Origin of the sequence: Faecalimonas umbilicata (genome assembly GCF_004346095.1) — a bacterium.
GTDB classification, from domain to species: Bacteria; Bacillota; Clostridia; order Lachnospirales; family Lachnospiraceae; genus Faecalimonas; species Faecalimonas umbilicata.
The window spans coordinates 55,078-73,139 of record NZ_SLZV01000008.1; the positions used below are offsets into that span (position 1 = coordinate 55,078).

The 18,062-nt window shown below is 42.9% G+C and carries 15 protein-coding genes, 1 other RNA gene and 1 other annotated feature; of the genes, 3 read left to right on the plus strand and 13 right to left on the minus strand.

The window, feature by feature from the left end; all coding sequences use genetic code 11:
• Positions 1-3 precede the first annotated feature (3 nt).
• The 10 genes from EDD74_RS05280 to EDD74_RS05325 all read right to left on the minus strand — a co-directional run bounded on the left by EDD74_RS05280 (position 4) and on the right by EDD74_RS05325 (position 12,792).
• Positions 4-819: a hypothetical protein gene (locus EDD74_RS05280; RefSeq protein WP_116441341.1), complete on the minus strand. Its 816-nt coding sequence runs from the start codon at positions 817-819 to the stop codon at positions 4-6.
• A gap of 374 nt (positions 820-1,193) precedes the next feature.
• Entirely contained in the window at positions 1,194-3,611 is a 2,418-nt protein-coding gene (pheT, locus tag EDD74_RS05285) for a phenylalanine--tRNA ligase subunit beta (RefSeq protein WP_116441340.1), read from the minus strand.
• A 135-nt stretch (positions 3,612-3,746) separates the two neighbouring features.
• Positions 3,747-4,766, minus strand: a complete 1,020-nt coding sequence (pheS, locus tag EDD74_RS05290) for a phenylalanine--tRNA ligase subunit alpha (RefSeq protein ID WP_008975052.1) — start codon at positions 4,764-4,766, stop codon at positions 3,747-3,749.
• A 39-nt stretch (positions 4,767-4,805) separates the two neighbouring features.
• Positions 4,806-5,050: a binding site (T-box leader), on the minus strand.
• 113 nt (positions 5,051-5,163) lie between these two features.
• Positions 5,164-5,640, minus strand: a complete 477-nt coding sequence (locus EDD74_RS05295; protein WP_116441339.1) for an NUDIX hydrolase — start codon at positions 5,638-5,640, stop codon at positions 5,164-5,166.
• A gap of 85 nt (positions 5,641-5,725) precedes the next feature.
• The gene (locus EDD74_RS05300; protein WP_116441338.1) at positions 5,726-6,559 is read right to left on the minus strand and encodes a YihY/virulence factor BrkB family protein; all 834 of its coding nucleotides are present in this window, start codon (positions 6,557-6,559) and stop codon (positions 5,726-5,728) included.
• Positions 6,560-6,694: 135 nt separating this feature from the next.
• Complete coding sequence (locus EDD74_RS05305; RefSeq protein WP_116441337.1) at positions 6,695-8,017, minus strand: SpoIID/LytB domain-containing protein; 1,323 nt, start codon at positions 8,015-8,017, stop codon at positions 6,695-6,697.
• Positions 8,018-8,083: 66 nt separating this feature from the next.
• Positions 8,084-8,267: non-coding RNA, 6S RNA (ssrS, locus tag EDD74_RS05310), on the minus strand.
• 103 nt (positions 8,268-8,370) lie between these two features.
• A complete protein-coding gene (locus tag EDD74_RS05315) occupies positions 8,371-10,692 on the minus strand; it encodes a transglutaminase domain-containing protein (protein WP_116441336.1) in 2,322 nt (773 codons plus the stop codon).
• A 14-nt stretch (positions 10,693-10,706) separates the two neighbouring features.
• Positions 10,707-11,810 (minus strand): DUF58 domain-containing protein, encoded by a 1,104-nt coding sequence (locus EDD74_RS05320; RefSeq protein ID WP_116441335.1) that lies wholly within the window; start codon positions 11,808-11,810, stop codon positions 10,707-10,709.
• Positions 11,811-11,847: 37 nt separating this feature from the next.
• Positions 11,848-12,792 carry an AAA family ATPase gene (locus EDD74_RS05325; RefSeq protein WP_008975034.1) on the minus strand — a complete coding sequence of 315 codons (945 nt, stop codon included), beginning with the start codon at positions 12,790-12,792 and terminating at the stop codon, positions 11,848-11,850.
• 163 nt (positions 12,793-12,955) lie between these two features.
• Here EDD74_RS05325 and EDD74_RS05330 point away from each other — a divergent pair, with 163 nt between their 5' ends.
• The 3 genes from EDD74_RS05330 to EDD74_RS05340 are packed head-to-tail and all read left to right on the plus strand — an operon-like array spanning position 12,956 to position 14,831.
• Complete coding sequence (locus EDD74_RS05330) at positions 12,956-13,327, plus strand: GntR family transcriptional regulator (protein WP_009262289.1); 372 nt, start codon at positions 12,956-12,958, stop codon at positions 13,325-13,327.
• A gap of 2 nt (positions 13,328-13,329) precedes the next feature.
• Entirely contained in the window at positions 13,330-14,178 is an 849-nt protein-coding gene (locus EDD74_RS05335; RefSeq protein WP_116441334.1) for an ATP-binding cassette domain-containing protein, read from the plus strand.
• A complete protein-coding gene (locus EDD74_RS05340) occupies positions 14,178-14,831 on the plus strand; it encodes an ABC-2 transporter permease (RefSeq protein ID WP_116441333.1) in 654 nt (217 codons plus the stop codon). The genes EDD74_RS05335 and EDD74_RS05340 overlap by 1 nt, the downstream gene beginning before the upstream one ends.
• 378 nt (positions 14,832-15,209) lie before the next feature.
• Here the strand turns inward: EDD74_RS05340 and EDD74_RS15230 are convergent, their stop codons facing one another.
• The 3 genes from EDD74_RS15230 to EDD74_RS05350 are packed head-to-tail and all read right to left on the minus strand — an operon-like array spanning position 15,210 to position 18,059.
• The gene (locus EDD74_RS15230) at positions 15,210-15,419 is read right to left on the minus strand and encodes a hypothetical protein (protein WP_039861193.1); all 210 of its coding nucleotides are present in this window, start codon (positions 15,417-15,419) and stop codon (positions 15,210-15,212) included.
• Positions 15,379-16,506 carry a hypothetical protein gene (locus EDD74_RS15235; protein ID WP_174704838.1) on the minus strand — a complete coding sequence of 376 codons (1,128 nt, stop codon included), beginning with the start codon at positions 16,504-16,506 and terminating at the stop codon, positions 15,379-15,381. Before EDD74_RS15235 ends, EDD74_RS15230 begins: the two co-directional genes overlap by 41 nt.
• Entirely contained in the window at positions 16,503-18,059 is a 1,557-nt protein-coding gene (locus EDD74_RS05350; RefSeq protein ID WP_116441332.1) for a hypothetical protein, read from the minus strand. The genes EDD74_RS15235 and EDD74_RS05350 overlap by 4 nt, the downstream gene beginning before the upstream one ends.
• Between the last annotated feature and the right edge of the window lie 3 nt (positions 18,060-18,062).

The following is an 18,062-nucleotide window of genomic DNA, read 5'->3' on the forward strand; positions in this document are numbered from 1 at the left end:
TAATTATTTTTTCATAAAATTCCAAACGTTAGACTCTGAAATCCTTTTTTGCAATTCTACTTCAAACTTATTTGCAATGCACTGTTCCAACACTGCTCCTGACACTTCCTCATAGGACAGATACCCTCCATCCTCCCGGCTTGTACAATACAGTTCTTTTTCTTCCCCCTGCGCTGTACTCCAGATGACTTTTCCTCCTTCCTCCAACAACAAAAGCCTGTTGACAAATTCCTCGTCGAATTCCATTTTTGCACGAATATTATTTTTGTCCAGTATCACAGATTCTTTATAAATCTCTCTTCCATCCTGCCGCACTGTGTATTCCGCACAAACCGTATCCACTTCTTTGAAATTTTCCTGATGAGTCTTGTAAAATTCATACAACTCTTTTTTCTCAACACGTTTCATCATGTGGTCCTTTAAGCTTCTTTCATACTCTCCGAGTTGCCGCTTATAATATTGCATTGGCGTAAACTCTACCGGACCATATAAAGGTTCTCCTTTCTGCTTTATCTCTTTCCTTTCTTTATTTTCAGTTTTCAAAGACTTTTGAAACGTCTCATAAGAAAACTCATCAGCCAGTCCTTCCTTTGATGCCCAGTTAAAAATGACTCTTGACCGTATTGCCCTATCTATATCATGATTGTGAAACCGTATTTCTTCCTGTGTAATACCTTTCCCATCCACAATCAATGGATATTCCACTGCGAGCAGATTCTTTATTAAAAAAAATCCAAAAAAGAGTAGGAGTACAATCCCTCCTATCACAACTTGCTTTTTTCTATTTAATTTCTTCCCTCTTATCGAAAACCGCTTCATGCTATCCCCTATCCGTTGTTTTTTTATTTTTTATAAATAATAAAACGTGTTTTTTCTTCCATTTTATAATTTTTAGCTGTTTTACGCTTATTAATTATTTTTATTTTATAACGAAAATAGGTTCTTTAGCAAGAACATTTGCATTGCTATTTTACACAATATTTTCTTTTGATTTTTATGCATTTTCACTATGATTTGTTATACAATTTTTACATTTTTATTTTATTTATAATAATTTTTATCCCTATCAGGAAACACACAAAAAAGGCAAAACCCATTACATTTCGCAACAGATTCTGCCTTCTATTGAAACACTATGAAATTTCTATTGAAAATATTTTTCTAAGACACTTTCTCAGAATAGCATCCAATTTCTACTGTCTTAATTCAATTCCCATTTCTTCTAACGCTTTTAAGATTCTTGTCATTGCCGCTGTGACATCTGCTTCTTCCAGTGTCTTGTCTTTTGCACGGAATACGATAGAATATGCGACAGACTTAAATCCTGCCTTGATCTGCGCACCTTCGTAGAGGTCAAATAACTTGTAGCTCTCTAAGTAAGCGCCACCTTTTTTCTCAATTACATCTTCCACCTGACCAACTAAGATTTCTTTTGGCATTACCATGCTAATATCTCTTGTCACTGCCGGGTATTTTGCGATTCCTTCGTATTTCCGGTCAAAAGTAGCAAGCTCTACCACTTCCGGCATATCAATGACTGCCACATATGCTCTTGTTCCGATTCCATAAGTATCTGCAACATCCGGATGTACTTCTCCTAAGTATCCAACAACTTTTCCATCGTAAATGATGTTTGCCTGACGTCCTGGATGTAAGAACGGTTTTCCTGCATGCGGATCATAGGTTTCTTTCTTGTGCATACCGATCTTTTCAAAGAATTCTTCCACAACACCTTTCATACTAAAGAAATCACCTTCTCCGTACATACCAAGCGTAAACTGCATACGCTCTTCCGGAAGCTCTGTAACCGGAACTTGTTTCGGAAGATAAATATTTCCAAGCTCATAGAGACGGACATCTTTATTTCTTCGGTTATAGTTTGTTGCGAGAGAAGTTAACATTCCATTTAAGGATGTAGTTCTCATAATGCTGTAATCTTCTCCGAGCGGATTCATAATCTCTACTACTTCACGCAGCTTCGAATCTGCCGGAATCAATAATTTATCAAATACTTTCGGACTCTCGAAAGAATATGTCATTCCCTGGCTGAATCCACAGAACTCTGCAATGTTTCTTGCAACTTCCTCGATACGTAACTTAAAGGACAGTTTTCCTGTTGTCGCCTCTCCTTTTGGAAGTGTAGTTGGGATATTATCATATCCATAGAATCTTGCTACTTCTTCTGCAAGATCCGCAAGGCGGAACAAATCATGACGGAAGGTCGGTGCGATCACTTCCTTTGTATCCTCATCGTATTCCAGACCGATTTTTGCAAAATAGCCCAACATTTCTTCCTCAGAAATGTCTGTTCCAAGCATTACATTGATCTTCTCTGCATCAAACGGAACTCGAACTGGTTCTTTTACTTTTCCGTATACATCCACAGTTCCTCCGACAACTTCTCCTGCTCCTAATTCCTCGATCAGCTGACATGCACGGTCGATTGCAGCTTTTGCATTGTTCGGATCTAATCCCTTTTCAAATTTTCCGGATGCATCTGTACGAAGTCCCACTTTTTTGCTGGATTTACGGATATTTGTTCCATCAAAACATGCTGCCTCGAACAACATAGTCTGCACATCATCTGTGATCATCGTATTTTCTCCGCCCATGATTCCGGCGATTCCAACAGATTTCTCTCCATCACAGATCATCAGAACAGATTCATCCAACTCTCTCTCCTGACCATCCAATGTCACAAACTTTTCTCCTGACTTGGCAGTCTTCACAACAATTTCTTTTCCTGCAATCTTTTCCAGATCATAAGCATGCATTGGCTGTCCGTACTCTTCCATCACATAGTTTGTGATATCAACTAAGTTGTTGATCGGGCGGATTCCTACTGATGCCAATCTTCTCTGCATCCATTTCGGAGATGGTCCCACTTTGACATTTTTTACAACTCTTGCACAGTAACGCGGGCAGAGATCTGCATCTTCCACAGTTACTTTAATATAATCATTGACATCCTCACTGTTTCCAGTCTCTGTCACAACCGGTGGATGAAATTCTTTTCCAAATGTAGCTGCTGCTTCCCTTGCAATTCCAACCACACTGAAGCAGTCCACACGGTTTGATGTCACTTCATATTCAAATACGACATCATTTCTTCCAAGTGCCTCAATTGCACTGCTTCCTACAACAGCATCCTCCTCAAAAATGTAGATTCCATTGTCTGCTGCTTCCGGATACATGTCCTTTGTAGATCCAAGTTCCTCGATAGAACACATCATACCGAAGCTGTCTACCCCACGCAATTTTCCTTTTTTGATCTTGATTCCACCTGCAACCTGCTTTCCGTCATGGCTTCCCGCTACACGTCCGCCGTCCAATACAACTGGAATTTTTGCTCCTTCAAATACATTTTTTGCTCCCGTTACAATCTGTACGGTTTCTGATCCGACATTTACCTGGCATACAACAAGTTTATCTGCATCCGGGTGTTTCTCGATCTTCTCAATCTGCCCAATCACGATTTTTTCCAAATCTGCATCAAGCACTTCATATCCTTCTACCTTTGTTCCGGAAAGTGTCATCGCATCCGTATATTCCTGCGCTGTGACATCCAGATCCGGTACATATGCTTTTATCCATGATAATGATGTATTCATGTTTCTATTCCTTTCTCACTTCGATATTTCTGTCTTTCTCACTTTTCCATTTTCCTGAAAACTGACTTTCCGGAGAATTGCGTCTTCCTCTCTGCACATATTTCTCCGCCTTTTTCTGATGAGTCCCAATCTGTTTTAGAACTGTTTTAAGAAACGGATGTCATTTTCATAGAGCAAACGCATGTCGTCAATCTCATATTTTAACAGCGCGATACGCTCCAGACCGACACCGAATGCAAATCCATTGTACTCTTCCGGATCAATTCCGCACATTTCCAGTACATGTGGATGAACCATACCACATCCTAAGATTTCAATCCAACCGGATCCTTTACAGAAACGACATCCCTTTCCGCCACATTTGAAGCATGTCACATCCACCTCAGCGCTCGGCTCTGTGAATGGGAAGTGATGCGGTCTGAATTTTGTCTTTGTCTCTGGTCCGAATAATTCTTTCGCAAATACTTCCAGTGTTCCTTTTAAGTCTGCAAAAGAAATATTTTTGTCGATCACAAGTCCTTCAATCTGGTGGAAAGACGGAGAGTGTGTCGCATCCACTTCATCTGAACGGAATACACGTCCCGGAGCGATCATACGGATCGGAAGTTCTCCCTTTTCCATCACACGCGCCTGTACCGGGGAAGTCTGTGTACGAAGTACGATATCTTTATTGATATAGAAAGTATCCTGCTCATCTTTTGCCGGATGATCTGCCGGAATATTTAACTTCTCAAAGTTGTATTCATCGTATTCTACTTCCGGTCCTTCCACAACCTCATATCCCATTCCAATGAAGATGCGTTCCACTTCTTCTAATGCGATCGTATTCGGATGACGGTGTCCGACCATATTTTTCTTCGATGGCAGTGTCACGTCAATGACTTCAGATTTTAACTGTTCCTCACGAAGTGCTCTTTCCATCTTTGTCTTTGTCTCTTCTAATAACTGTTCAATTGCCTCTCTCGTCTCATTGACAAGCTGTCCAACCTTCGGTCTGTCTTCCGGGGCAACATCTTTCATCCCTTTTAAAACTGCTGTCAGTTCTCCCTTTTTCCCAAGAAATCTGACTTTTACATCATTCAGTTTTTCCGGTGCATCAGCAGCCTGGATCAGTCTGACTGCTTCTTCTTGGATGCTCTGTAATTTTTCCTTCATCTTTTCTGATTCCTCCTAAATAAAAAAATCCCCGTCCCAAAAAGGGACGAGGTCTATCGCGGTACCACCCTAATTCCTGCTCATAAGAGTCAGGCTCTCGGACTGCGTAACGTGCAGATACGTCATCTTCTACTAAGCTCCGGGCATCAATCCCCTGGAATCCTTTCCAAAATGCAGCTCCCGTGGGAAATTCGATCCCTATCTGAACTAAAGGAAACTTCCAGCCGATGATTTCCTCTCTCTGTTAGAAAATAGTTCTCTACTGACACGTTCAACGCCTTTGATTTATCAATAACTCATTTGATTGTCTGAATCACTTATTATTTTATCATAGGTTTTTGTGATGTCAAGTGGTATTTCATAAAACAGAATCTCAGAATGCAAGATACCTGACGATTTACAGCCAAAGCCGCTTTCCATCCAAAGCTGCATATTGTAATACATCATCCGTATCGTAGACTAGTTTTAACGAAAAGAACGGATGATTTTCTTCCAGAAGCCGCAGGAAAATCTTATCACCTTCCCACAAATTCAAATCATAAATCGCTGCTTTTTCTACCCATTCCAGCTCCCCTTCATCACAGGAAATCTGTGTCCCCTCAAAACCGTCTGCCGTGAAAAGAAACATATATTCGATCGTGTCTTCTCCGTATACAAAAGTTACAATTCCCCGGTACTGCCATGAAGTCAGTGTGTACCCGGTTTCTTCTTTGACTTCTCTTAAAAGGCACTCTTCCGGACTTTCATTTTTCTCAAAATGCCCGCCAACACCGATCCACTTATCCCGATTGACGTCATTTCCCTTTACTGTACGATGTAACATCAGATATTTTCCGTCTTTTTCTATGTAACACAACGTGCTTAATTCTTTCATCTTGAATCCCCCTTTTCCAAAATCACTCTCTTCTAAAAAAATTTAACAAATGTATCGGTTTTTTTCCACTGTATCTGCCATCTTCCTACATAGATGTGAAAAAATCTTCTGCCAGCATCTCGTTTACTTCGCCGCCAAGCAGCATAATATACATACATGCATACAGCCAGAGCATGATCAGCATAATTGTCGTCATACTTCCATACATCGTAGAAAATCCGGTAAAAATATTGACGTATGCTGAAAAGATATAAGAAGCTGCCGCCCATCCGATCGCAGTCAGAAATGCTCCCGGAAACTGTCTGATAAATTTTGTTTTCTTATTTGGAAGAAAATGATAGATTGTCATAGAAAACACCGTCAATACTACAATCGATGCCACTGCACGGATATTGATGATCAGATCTATGATTCCCTTCATAAAAGGATAGTGATTGACAATAAAAATGCTCAACCGATCACCAAAACCAAGTATAACAAGGGAAAGTACGATCGCAATAATAAATAGTACTGTGTAAAATGCTGCGCGCAGGCGCAGGTAAATATAATTTCTCGTTTCCTTACTTCCATAGACACTGTTAAGCCCCGCACTCATTGCAAGAACTCCTCTGCCTGCAGACCAGATTGCTACAAGCCCAGTCAGAGAGATCATCGCTTGAGACTGATTGTACACCTGATTGACAATAGAAACAATCATCGGGTAGATGGTCTTTGGAAGTACATGTGTCACCGCACGTATGACGTCTGCTTTCGTCACTGGCGTATACTGTACCAGAGCAAGAAGCAGCATGATAAAAGGAATCATTGACAGCACTATAAAAAAGGCTGACTGTGCAGCATATGCACCTGTATGATTCTCTGAAATCCTATTCATAATCCGGTTCAATAACCGGTATTTTTTCATTATCGTTTCTTTCATCGGACTTCTCCTTATTTTTTCTAACACACAATCTTACCATGCTTTTCTCTCAAAATGCAATCTGTTTTTTCTGCATTTTTATATGGCACTGTGATATGGTATCCTGAATACCGGCCGGTTTGCTTTTCGTAAATTTCACCGTACTTCTACATCGTGATAAAATGTTGTCAGAATCTCGAGATAATTCTTTCCTTTTTTCGCCATCTCGTTTGCGCCATTCTGGCTCATTCCGATGCCATGTCCGAACCCTCCGCCGTCCAGTACATAATTGCCGTCCTGATACTCTACAGTAAAAAATGCACTCGGAAGCAGTGCCATACTATCTATCACTGTCCCATCCTGCTTCTCAATCGTATACCCGTTTCCGCCAAGCGCCGTCCGTATCTTATTTTCCGTATCAATGGTCACACTTCCCAACCCCCCAGTCACCACAATCTGCTGTGCCACACCACCGGGACCGTATTTTGTCACTTCCATCGAAGTTACATTTCCGATATTGGTCTGTGTATTTAGATTGATCATATTTGTCAGTACATTTGTCGGAATGACTGCCCGCCATCGATACCATGGAAGGTCTGCTTCGTAATCGCGCTCCGCATCTTTGATCTCTGCACTCTGTAGATAGCCTTTCTCCGGCGAAACATTTCCCCACGCCTCCGCCGTTGTCGTCTTTCCGCAGGAGGTAGAAAAATAATAAGCCGTGATCACCTGATCTTGATACCATAATTTTTGTCCTCTCGTCTCATCCACCGCTCGGTTTGTGCTCGCCTGCTCTCCAGAATTACCATATACCTGGAAGGCAGTGCTGTCATCAATATGTGCCTGATATTCCGGATATCCAAACCCCTGTGTCTGCTTATATGCGTAGCTGCGCGCACAGACCGCCTGCACTTTCAACGCTTCCGGCTCATAGGATGCAGGCATTTCTGACGGCACAACCCCATATAAGTACTGTTCCATTGAGAGTTCATTGACGATCACAACTCCTTCCGCTGTCTGAAACAATTCGATTTTCCCACGATAATTTGGAACACCGCATCCTCGGTTCAATGTGACAACCGCGATCAAATCTCCTTCTTCTTTCGGCTCAATATGTATCGTTCCCTTCGCAAACATTGCATCATCCGGACAGATTGTGACCACTTCTCCTGGAGCGCTCTCGCGCACTTCATCTCCACTTTGGATTTTCAGACCGCCTGCTGCCTGAAATCCCGCTTCGGGATGTGCCACATTTGCAAATCCATCTGTCTTTAATACCACACGGACAACGGAATCTTCCACTTCTTTTTCGGTTCCTTTTCCCTTACTTTTCTTTTCTTCCTCTGTCACGTTTGAATTTCTGTCCTTTTTCACCTCTTTCTGCTGATTGTTAGAAATACTTTTCATCAGACAGGCAAAAATAGATAACCCCAACAGAAATGCCAACATATGATATTTATATTTTTCTATCCATTTCATCTTTATTTTCACTCTTTCTCATACAAAAATGGCAGCCGCTTTCACGACTGCCTTTCTCTTTTGTAAGCTTTCCCCGGAGGTGCCGTTTTCTGTCTTTTGACTCCTAGCATTCCGCTAGGTGGGCAACCGCATCTGCTTTTCTGTCTTCCACTGCTTCGATCGGTGGCCTGACATATTACAGAGATATAAGAATCCCGTTTAAAGTATTGTAGGTTCAAAATAACAGAATTGTCGAACATCCCAGGTATTTCTCTTTTGTTCTAGGTACATTATACATGATGTCTTTCAAGATTTCAACTGCTTCTTACTTAGATTTTTTTCAGTTTTCATTTTGTTTTTACAAAAACTATCTTTTACAAAAAACATTTTGTAAAATAAAACAAAATCTTTTCCCGGAAAGTCAATTTTTCCGCAATCATTCTGCACACGTTCCGATATATTCTGCAGAGTTCTCTTTCTTCTTTAGCAGAAATGGTGTCCCCGCTATACCACGCTTTAAGCGCTGTCTGCTGTGCCGCTTTTATCTGCACTTCCATTTTATCACAGACTTTTTTTGCCTCCTGCCCAAATTCATCCCCGAGGCAGTCATTCTCTGCCATCCCGGCAAACCGGAGTACTTCATAGAGACTGGAAAAGATTTTCTGTGCTTTCTCATTTCTGTTCTTTGCAAATATCCCCTGGCGCTGCTGCACCTTGTAAAAGCGCCATGCGCCAAAACTTATGATACTCATCAGTATCAACAACAGAAGCTGTTTTATTCGTTTTATCAACAAATTACGCTTCGTTCCATTGTCTTCTTTTTCTACATCCACATTTGTTGCAGCATTTTTTTCTGTACCTTGCTGCTGATTCTCCACATTTTTATCATTCGCTTCTTTTGTCCCGCTCTCATATTCTTTTGGAATATTGGATTCTGTCATCTGGCTGTCAGAACTGACTCTCTGCGAATCCTCACCAGATACTTCCGGGGAAACATTTGCCAAATCTGTCCCATGCGCTTTTGATGTATCGTCTCTTCCGTAAGTTGGTGTCAGTTCCACTGGGATCCAGATTCCGTCACCCGTGTAAATTTCTGTCCATGCATGGGCATCTGCCCCGGTTACAGTCACCTGATAAGTTCCATCATCGGAAGTCTTCCACTGCTCCTTACCAATCAGGTATCCGGAAACAAATCGCGCCGGAATATCATGACTGCGGAAGAGCAATGTTGCCGCCGTCGCATAATGCACACAATATCCTTTTTTGTTCTCAAACAGAAAATATTCTACATATTCTTTTCCCCACGGAACCTTTCCCGGTGACAGACTATAACTTGTATGCGCGCCCAGCCATTGCTCCATCGCTGCTGAAATTTCAAAGAGAGTTTCACCCTCCAGTGGGATCTGCTGCAGTTTTTTCTTTTGTTCTGCATCGATCTTAAGATACTGTTTGCTGACAAACAAATCATACTCTGACGTTTTTCTAAGAATCTCCTCACACTTTTTTCCGGTGCGTTCCTGCCAGTCAGACTCTGATAGTTCGCAAAAAGAAGTCGTATACGTCGTTCTCCCGGTTCCTTTCACATAGGTATCTCCCCATACTTCCTGCTCATTTCTGATCTTGCTTCCATATGGAAGATATTCATATGCCTTCTCTGTATCCTCATACTCCACAGATAGTTTTTTTTCATCCTTCTTTTTCTTCAGCCAGCGATAGACATCCCCTTTTCTCTCTTCCAGTGCCTCTCGCCTTCCAAGCTGATCTCTCGCACTACTCTCCAGTCTTTCCCACTGTTTTCTATTGTAATCTGCTCCAATATATCCATACAAATACAGATCCGTCTGTGGTTTTTCCCCGACTGTCACTTTCAGCTGGGGCTCTTTTCCCGGTTCCAGCCGATCCGCCGCAGATAAGTCTCCATTTCCAATACCTCCTGCTGCAATATCTGTCCTTCCATTCGCTCTGATACTTCTTCCGATATCCTGCCACAATTCTTCTAATACGAGTTTTTGTTTTGGACTGTCCGGCGGAAAAATTGTTTGTAGCAACGGTTCCAGAATACACGCACTTCCTACAAATGCAAGCGCCGCGATTCCGATCAGCATTCCGTTTGCCGTTCCGAAAAATTTTATCTGCCTTTGTTTTCCCGGCAGCGCAGTCTGCATTGCCAGAAGTCCCATGATTCCTATCAGCAACTCCCACACCGTACGATTTTCCGGAACTTTCCCAACTAGGAATGGCGCGAGAAAACCAAATGCAAACAACACTGCCAAAAGTATTCTGCCCTTCTTTTGTAAAAATCCTCCAACAAGAAGACCACTCACAAGGACTCCCGCCGCAAGGATTGCCGTCTGCTCGGTAGAAATCCCCCCTGTCTTCACATACTGCACAGCATCCCATGAGAACTGATAATACGCATTGACCGCCTCCGTCATTCGCTCCATACTGCGGCAAATCCCCTCACAGATTTCCTTCCATCTCCAAAGTCCGATCCATACAAACAGTCCCACTGCCGCTGGAAACAGATATTTTCTGTTCCGTTTCCAGCCAAACGCAATGCCCCAGATCACAGAGGAGAGTACAATCCAGATGAAAATCATTTTTTGATCATATGGAATCTGAAACGCATCTGCGATTCCATGCAACACGCCAAGCGTCCCTACTGCTCCATAGAACACACTCCACGCTGTTTCCATCTTGCACCCCTCCCTCATACTTCCAACACACACTGTCTTAGCCACTCCTGACTTTCTATCAGGTGACCTGCAAAAACTTGTTCCTCATTTTTGAAAAAACCGCCTTCTCCTCGCCAGGAAAGTATCGTATGATACCGCTCCTGTGGATAAATACTCCTGTAACTTTCTGTAAGGCTCTCTTGTGACGCTCTTCCTGCTCCCCATGTTTCAAGAAATCGGATTGCAAACAAATAAACATCTTCTTCTGTAAAAATCCTCGCCCGCTCTAGTTCCCCATTTTCCATGATCCAGCTCACTACATGGCTGCATTCCGCATTCAAAAGACTTCTTACAAGCGATACCGCTGTCTGCAGATACCTGCTGATCTCTGCGGCACTTTGTCCCCCTTCTTTCCACACAGGTTCCAATAAAAGCAGCACCGCTGTTCCAACAGGTCTGCCAAATTCTTTCACATACCATTCTCCCTTCCTTGCACTAAGTTTCCAATGGATGCGTGCCATCCGGTCACCCGGCTGATAGTCCCGCAATGCAAAAAGTTCCGACGGATCATCGCCGCTCACCTCTTCTGAAAATCGCTCACCTTCCAGAGAAAAATTACTTGTTTGAACAGTCACTTCTGTCACAATCGGATATGTCTTTGGAAAAATCAATATTTCTGCTTTCTTTTTCATTCGTTTCCGAAATGACCAGATTCCCAACACATCATATACACGGCAGTCTACTAACTCTGCACATACTTTGCCCGAATATTTCTGCAAATGTTTGACAGCAATCTGTTTCTTTTCTTTTGCACGCACTGCAACCCACAGTCTTTCTTTCCTCTTCTTTTCCTCTCCCGCATACTGATAACTCAGATCTATCCGCAACTTACATACTGGAATACACAGACGATTTCTGACAAATATCTGACTTTGTAGTGCTTCCCCCTCCTCCACAAACAGTTTCGTATGCTTCCACTCTGCCGACACACCACTCCACGAGATTCCTGCATTACAAAGCAAAAGAAGCAGAAACATTCCTTCAAATGCCAGGACAAAATTCCCAAGTTCCCAATGGTACAGCATATTCAAATATACCGTCACTGCCAGTATTCCCGCATAGACTATTTTTCCTCTCATCTGCTGTATCTCCTTTCCACACACTGCCTTTGGTCTTTTATCCCCGATTCGGCAGCGGAGCCGAAACCTGACGGAGAATTTCCCAAAGCACCTCTTCCTTGTCCACTCTCTGCGCTCTCGCTTTTGCATTCAGAGAAATCCTATGCGCCGTCACCGCCAAAAACACATCTTGCACATCTTTCGGAGTACAGTATTCCCGCCCATGTAAAAATGCGGTCGCTTTCGCCATCTTCGCAAGAGCGATCGTTCCTCTGGGGCTGACACCATATGCAATCATAGGATGTTCCCTCGTCATCTGTATCAGACTTCCGATATACTGATAGACACGGTCATGGACGTAAATTTCCTCCACATATTCCTGCATCCGCTGAAGCATTGATGCAGAGATCACGGAATGCACCAACCGTTCCGATTGCCGTTTCTGATTCCCTTTTACAATTTCAATCTCATAGCGAATATCCGGGTATCCCATCGTCATACAGATCATAAAGCGATCCAACTGTGACTCCGGCAACATCTGTGTGCCGGTGGAACCCATCGGGTTCTCCGTCGCAATGACAAAAAATGGCTTCGGAACTTCCCGTGTGACCTGATCTACTGTGACTGTCCCTTCCTCCATCACTTCAAGAAGTGCCGACTGTGTCTTCGGCGATGTTCGATTCAGTTCATCTGCAAGAAATAGGTTACACATCACCGCTCCCGCCTGATAAACAAACTGGTCCCTCTCCTTCTGGTACATTGAAAATCCGACAAGATCTGATGGAAGGATATCTGGTGTACACTGTACCCGCTTCCAGTCCAGTCCCATACTTTTTGCAAGCGCAAGTGCCAATGTCGTCTTTCCTACTCCCGGAATATCTTCAATCAGAATATGTCCCCCTGCAAGAATCGCAGCAAGCGCCTTCCAGATACACTCATCCTTTCCGATCACTACTCTTTTTACTTCTTTTATTATATCCTGCGCCAGTTCCATATACTGCATACGACCATCCCCCTGACCTTTCTTTTTAGTATAGCATTCCCCCACTATTTCTGCATCTTTTATCTTTTCTGCACCTTAAAATTTAACTTCTTCGTAAACAGTATATAACACTTGACAACAGTTTATATCTGTTATATACTGTTTATAAAGAAAGGGGTACAAAATGAGAATTATTATAAATCATTCTTCAATGACACCTATCTATGAGCAAATTGTAGAACAAGTGAAAACATTGATTCGAAATGAAAAACTAAAAGAAAATGATAATCTTCCATCTGTCCGTTCACTTGCAAAAGAATTAAAAATAAGTGCTTTGACTGTAAAAAAAGCATACGACAACTTAGAAAGTGAAGGATTTACAGTGACCGTCCACGGAAAAGGAACATACGTTGCCGCAACAAATCCGGAACTTTTACTGGAAGAACAAAAAAAAGAATTAGAAGCTGACTTAGAGCAGGCCATTCAAAAAGGCAGGCGTTACGGCATCCGTGATGAAGATATCAAAAGCTTATTTGAACTGATTTTGGAGGGATAACTATGTTAAAAATTGAACACTTAAAAAAAAGCTATGAAAACTTTTCACTAGACTGCTCCCTGGAAGTAAAGCGAGGTCACGTCACTGGGCTGATCGGTCAAAATGGTGCCGGAAAAAGCACTACCTTTAAAGCCATTTTAGGGCTGATTTCTTATGAACATGGTGATATCACAATCCTCGGAAAACCACTTGCTCAGTTTACAGCAAAAGATAAGCAAGATTTGGGAGTAGTCCTTTCTGATTCTGGTTTCAGCGGATATTTGACCATCAACGACATCCTCCCTATCATGGAAAACCTATATAAAAATTTTGACAAATCATTCTTCCTGGAACAAGTAGAAAAATTTCAACTTCCATGTGACAAAAAGATCAAGGATTTTTCAACAGGCATGAAAGCAAAAGTAAAAGTTTTAACCGCGATCTCACACCATGCAAAACTGTTAATTCTCGATGAGCCAACGGCAGGACTGGATGTGATAGCCAGAGATGAATTACTGGAACTCTTAAGAGATTTTATGGCAAAAGAGGAAGGAAACTCCATTTTAATCAGTTCTCATATTTCCAGCGATCTGGAATCAATCTGCGATGATCTCTATATGATACATCAGGGGACGATCATCCTGCATGAGGACACCGATGTATTGTTAAGCGATTATGCACTGCTTAAAGTTGATGACGAAGCATATGCCAGACTAGATAAACAATATCTGCTGCGCTCCAAAAAGGAAAGTTACGGATATAGCTGTCTGACTGATCAAAAGCAGTATTACGCCGAAAACTATCCGCAAATCGCAATTGAAAAAGGAACTATAGACGAAGTAATCACAATGATGATCAGAGGTGCTGCATAATGAAAGGATTATTAATCAAAGATTTTAAATTAATGAAAGGACAGAAAAATTTCTTTTTGGCTATCGTCGCCATTGCTCTGGCAATGATCACACTATCGCCGGGAACTTCATTTGCAATCGGCTTCTTAGGTTTTGTCGGTTCACTATTTTCATTGAGTTCCATCAGCTACGACGAATTTGACAACGGAAATGCGTTTCTGTTCTCTCTGCCGATCACACGCAAAGAGTATGTGTTAGAAAAATATACTTTTGGAGTCCTTTGCGGAATCGCTTTTTTATTTTTAGGAACACTCATCAGCTTTTTTTCCATCCTCATTACAGACAAAGGCAATCTCCGGGAAATGTTTCTGACCGCATGTACTCTGCTTCCTGTCATCCTTTTGCTTCTGTCAATCATGCTTCCTTTCGTTTTAAAATTTGGCGGTGAAAAAGGAAGAATCGCTATCTTAGGTATGATGGGATTTCTATTTGTGGCAGGAATCCTTCTTACAAAAATAGCTGAATATATGAAAATAGATTTCTATCCACTTGTAAAAAGACTTTCACAAATCGATCCGCGTGTTTATATTTTATTCTTTTTGTTTCTTGCAATCACTGCTTTGGCTGTCTCATGCCTTGTCAGCCAATCTATCCTGAACAAAAAAGAATTTTAAAAGTGAGGTGTGTTTATGGATCTGACTATTCTGGCAATTGGATTGCTTTTAGGTATCGGTATTCCTCTCAGAAACAGAGCAATCAAAAAACATCGTAAGAATAAGAAAAATACTGACAAAAATCACCTTTAACATTCATACAAAAGCCGTGAGCAGTCCCTCATACTATGAGCTCTTCTCACGGCTTTCTTACATTCGCTTTTCTTCTTCAATTTTTTTATCTCCAATTGTCAATGTAGCGATCCTTTCACCAGCCATTTCTAAATTTATTATAAAATTCGTGACGTTCCTGTATGGAAATGGTATGATATTTTTATATAATTTTGTCCGTGACCGGACACAATGGAGGAATGAAAATATGTTTACAAAAAAAGAACTTTACTGTGCCAACTGCGGCAGAAAAATTGATTTAAAATTCGGTCTTCCGGACTCCTGTACAAACTGCAAGATCCGATTTGAATTTCCAAAGATCACACAAAAACATGGGATCACCGGATTCCTTCTTCTGTTTGCCCTCTCTCTGGCTCCGATCTGGGCATTGATCGAACTAATCCGCCCGATGATGAATGCATCTCGTGCAATCAACATCGGAGTAACGATCCTTGCACTCTTCGGAGGGATTGTCTGGTTCAAGACAGTTCTGACACTTCTGAATCAGTACGGCTTTTATGTCTGCCGAAATATTGATCGACGCTAGCAGGCTTCCAGCTACTGCAAACATTATATTTCTGAAATTTCCAAGCATCCCCGCATCCCCGGGGCAAAGTGCAAACTGGCAGACATTCTGAAATTCTCCCCACTTTTTTTCGATCAGACTCGGGAAGAATTCTAAGTCTGACCACATCACCGGAAGATAATCTGGAGAAAACCGGAAGGTGAGACAGAGACCAAAGGCAGTCAGAACGCAGATTCCCGCAGCCACAGTCAGTTTTATGATCAGACGCAGGCGAAAATCTGTGATTCTGCCAGTCAGGCTCCATACTCCGCTCATACAGATCGCTGCCAGTACCCAGGCAGGGATTGTCACTATAATTCTTGCAGCTGCACTGTACAGATTTCCTTCCCAAAATCCATCCGGCTCTCTTCCCACAATCTGTCCCAGAAGATTCTTTGCCAAAGAGCCAGACACACTCCGATCCTGATAACTCAGAAAGATTCCCTGCATGACATCTCCCTTTTCCGCGTGAACAGCTGCAAATGCTTCTCCGCTTTTAATACAGCCGCGAATCCAATATTCTTTTCCCGCAATCTCTACCTGCATTCCCTCTATCATTTGTGTACCAAATAATTCTTCTGCAAGCGCAGTACTGACCATACATCCTTCCTCGTCTTTTTCCCACGGATAGCTCCCTCCCGCCAGCGATCCTACAAAGAAATGTTCCATATTTCCCGAAAGTTTCCATACATCTTCTGTGACACTTTCCCGTATTTCTCCGCGAATCTGTTGCCCCTCTTCTTTTGACCATGCTGTGATCTCCGGCAGTATTTCCGGATTTTGTGACTGCTCCTGAAATCTCCGGACTCCTTCACAAGTTACCGCAGGGGAAGAAAAATACCCATTAAAGCAACCCGCCCTCTGTTCAATCTTATTTAGGAGCAGCAGCGACAGACACCAGCAGCACGCACTGGTCAGAATGATTCCTGCTTTGCCCCATTTTCTTTTTCTCATTTTCATTCTTTCAGTCTCACCTTATCCTCCGGGGCAATTTCCTTACTGCTCCCCACAATCACCTTATCTTCATCCGTCAATGTGGAAGCAACTGCTGCATGCGTGCCGTCTTTCTCTGCCACTGTAACCGGAATGCGCTTTGCCTTGTATTCTGCACCAAGAATTGTCTCCTCCTTTTCTGCCACGAGGCAATATGTTCCATCTACATCTTTCCGCACCGCGGAGAGTGGGAGCACCTGCTTGTAGGCAGATTCGGTCTGTCTGTTAATCTCATAGGATACTTCACTTCCATATACAGCCTCATTCTCATTGAGAAAGGCATAAAAACTTCCCGCCGCAACTGTATTCCCAGATGAGTTCGCACCTCCATTTTCTGCTCCGCTTCCCAGTATTTTCCCGGAACCGGCAGTACCTGAAAGAATTTCTTCTATATTCTTTTTCAATGTTTTCCCCTGCCCAGGAACTGTGATTTTTACTTCGTCTCCCACTTCTGCCTTTGACAGATCTTCTGCCGCCAGACTTCCTTTGATGCGGTAGCCACCCCAGCCAATCGCCAAAAAAGAGGTCTCATCGGTCACTCCCCCTGCCGTCACACTGCTCTCTCTCAGAACCCCGTTTTCGGATGCCTTTACCTCTGCATTTTCTGCCTGTGCCTGCTCAAGTTTTGCCAGTTCCTTTTTTGCCATATCTAAATCCACCTGGACAGACTGGATCGTATAACCGCCTGCCTCTGCCGTCTTTTGATCATTTGCAGCTGCCACGGCATCCTGCTCCTTGGCGCTTTCATAGGTATTGTACGCCTGATCCCGTGCAGATTCCTGCATCTGCAGATCTGCCAGCGCCTGCTGTTTTTGAATCTCCAGTTCTTGTACAGATCCGTCATATACCGTCTGTGCCTGTGCGATCCTCTGCTGCGCTGCTTCTTCTGCCTGCCGGCGCAACAGCTCTGCCTCCTCTGTTTTTCCTGCCTGTTCCAGCTCCTGCGCCTGTTTCATAGCCCCCATTTTCTCTTCCTCTGCCGCCTGCTTCTCTCTCTCCAGTGTCTGCTGCAAATGCAAGATCCCTTCCTCATAGTTTGCCGCAGCCATGGAATATCCTTCCTCCGCCCTCGCATAATTTTCTTCCGATAACTGCACATCCCGTGCCGCTCCGTCTGTGGCTGCTGCCCTTGCCGGAGGCTGTCCGGTAATCCTTGCCTGTTGTACTGCCAGCTCCAGCTTCTGAATCTCCGCCCGTTTCTTATCGACAGATTCCTGCAGATAGGCTTTGTCATACTGTAAAAGAACATCTCCTTTCTTTACCACTGTCCCCGCAGAAAGTACCTTTTCTACCCGCAGCCCCTTCTCCAGCGAGATGAGGCTTTCCATCCTCGTCTCAACAATCCCTTTACCTTGTATGACTACGCTTAACTTTCCCTCCTGCACACTTTCGGTCGTCACTTTCGGCACAAGAATGGATGCCGCGATTCTTGAGATTCCCGTACAGACAGCCATAATCAGGAAAAATGCTGCAAATGCTGCCGCTGCCAGTTGTTTTTTGCTGATTTTCATTTTCTTCATGCT

What these genes read in the sequence shown, in the direction of transcription:
- EDD74_RS05300 (WP_116441338.1), bottom strand. Translation starts at nt 6,559, where the DNA reads ATGAAAGAAACGATAATGAAAAAATACCGGTTATTGAACCGGATTATG.
- EDD74_RS05295 (WP_116441339.1), bottom strand. Translation starts at nt 5,640, where the DNA reads ATGAAAGAATTAAGCACGTTGTGTTACATAGAAAAAGACGGAAAATAT.
- EDD74_RS05280 (WP_116441341.1), bottom strand. Translation starts at nt 819, where the DNA reads ATGAAGCGGTTTTCGATAAGAGGGAAGAAATTAAATAGAAAAAAGCAA.
- EDD74_RS05305 (WP_116441337.1), bottom strand. Translation starts at nt 8,017, where the DNA reads ATGAAATGGATAGAAAAATATAAATATCATATGTTGGCATTTCTGTTG.
- EDD74_RS05330 (WP_009262289.1), top strand. Translation starts at nt 12,956, where the DNA reads ATGAGAATTATTATAAATCATTCTTCAATGACACCTATCTATGAGCAA.
- EDD74_RS05315 (WP_116441336.1), bottom strand. Translation starts at nt 10,692, where the DNA reads ATGGAAACAGCGTGGAGTGTGTTCTATGGAGCAGTAGGGACGCTTGGC.
- EDD74_RS05350 (WP_116441332.1), bottom strand. Translation starts at nt 18,059, where the DNA reads ATGAAGAAAATGAAAATCAGCAAAAAACAACTGGCAGCGGCAGCATTT.
- pheS (WP_008975052.1), bottom strand. Translation starts at nt 4,766, where the DNA reads ATGAAGGAAAAATTACAGAGCATCCAAGAAGAAGCAGTCAGACTGATC.
- EDD74_RS05340 (WP_116441333.1), top strand. Translation starts at nt 14,178, where the DNA reads ATGAAAGGATTATTAATCAAAGATTTTAAATTAATGAAAGGACAGAAA.
- EDD74_RS05335 (WP_116441334.1), top strand. Translation starts at nt 13,330, where the DNA reads ATGTTAAAAATTGAACACTTAAAAAAAAGCTATGAAAACTTTTCACTA.
- EDD74_RS05320 (WP_116441335.1), bottom strand. Translation starts at nt 11,810, where the DNA reads ATGAGAGGAAAAATAGTCTATGCGGGAATACTGGCAGTGACGGTATAT.
- pheT (WP_116441340.1), bottom strand. Translation starts at nt 3,611, where the DNA reads ATGAATACATCATTATCATGGATAAAAGCATATGTACCGGATCTGGAT.
- EDD74_RS05325 (WP_008975034.1), bottom strand. Translation starts at nt 12,792, where the DNA reads ATGCAGTATATGGAACTGGCGCAGGATATAATAAAAGAAGTAAAAAGA.
- EDD74_RS15235 (WP_174704838.1), bottom strand. Translation starts at nt 16,506, where the DNA reads ATGAAAATGAGAAAAAGAAAATGGGGCAAAGCAGGAATCATTCTGACC.
- EDD74_RS15230 (WP_039861193.1), bottom strand. Translation starts at nt 15,419, where the DNA reads ATGTTGATTGCACGAGATGCATTCATCATCGGGCGGATTAGTTCGATC.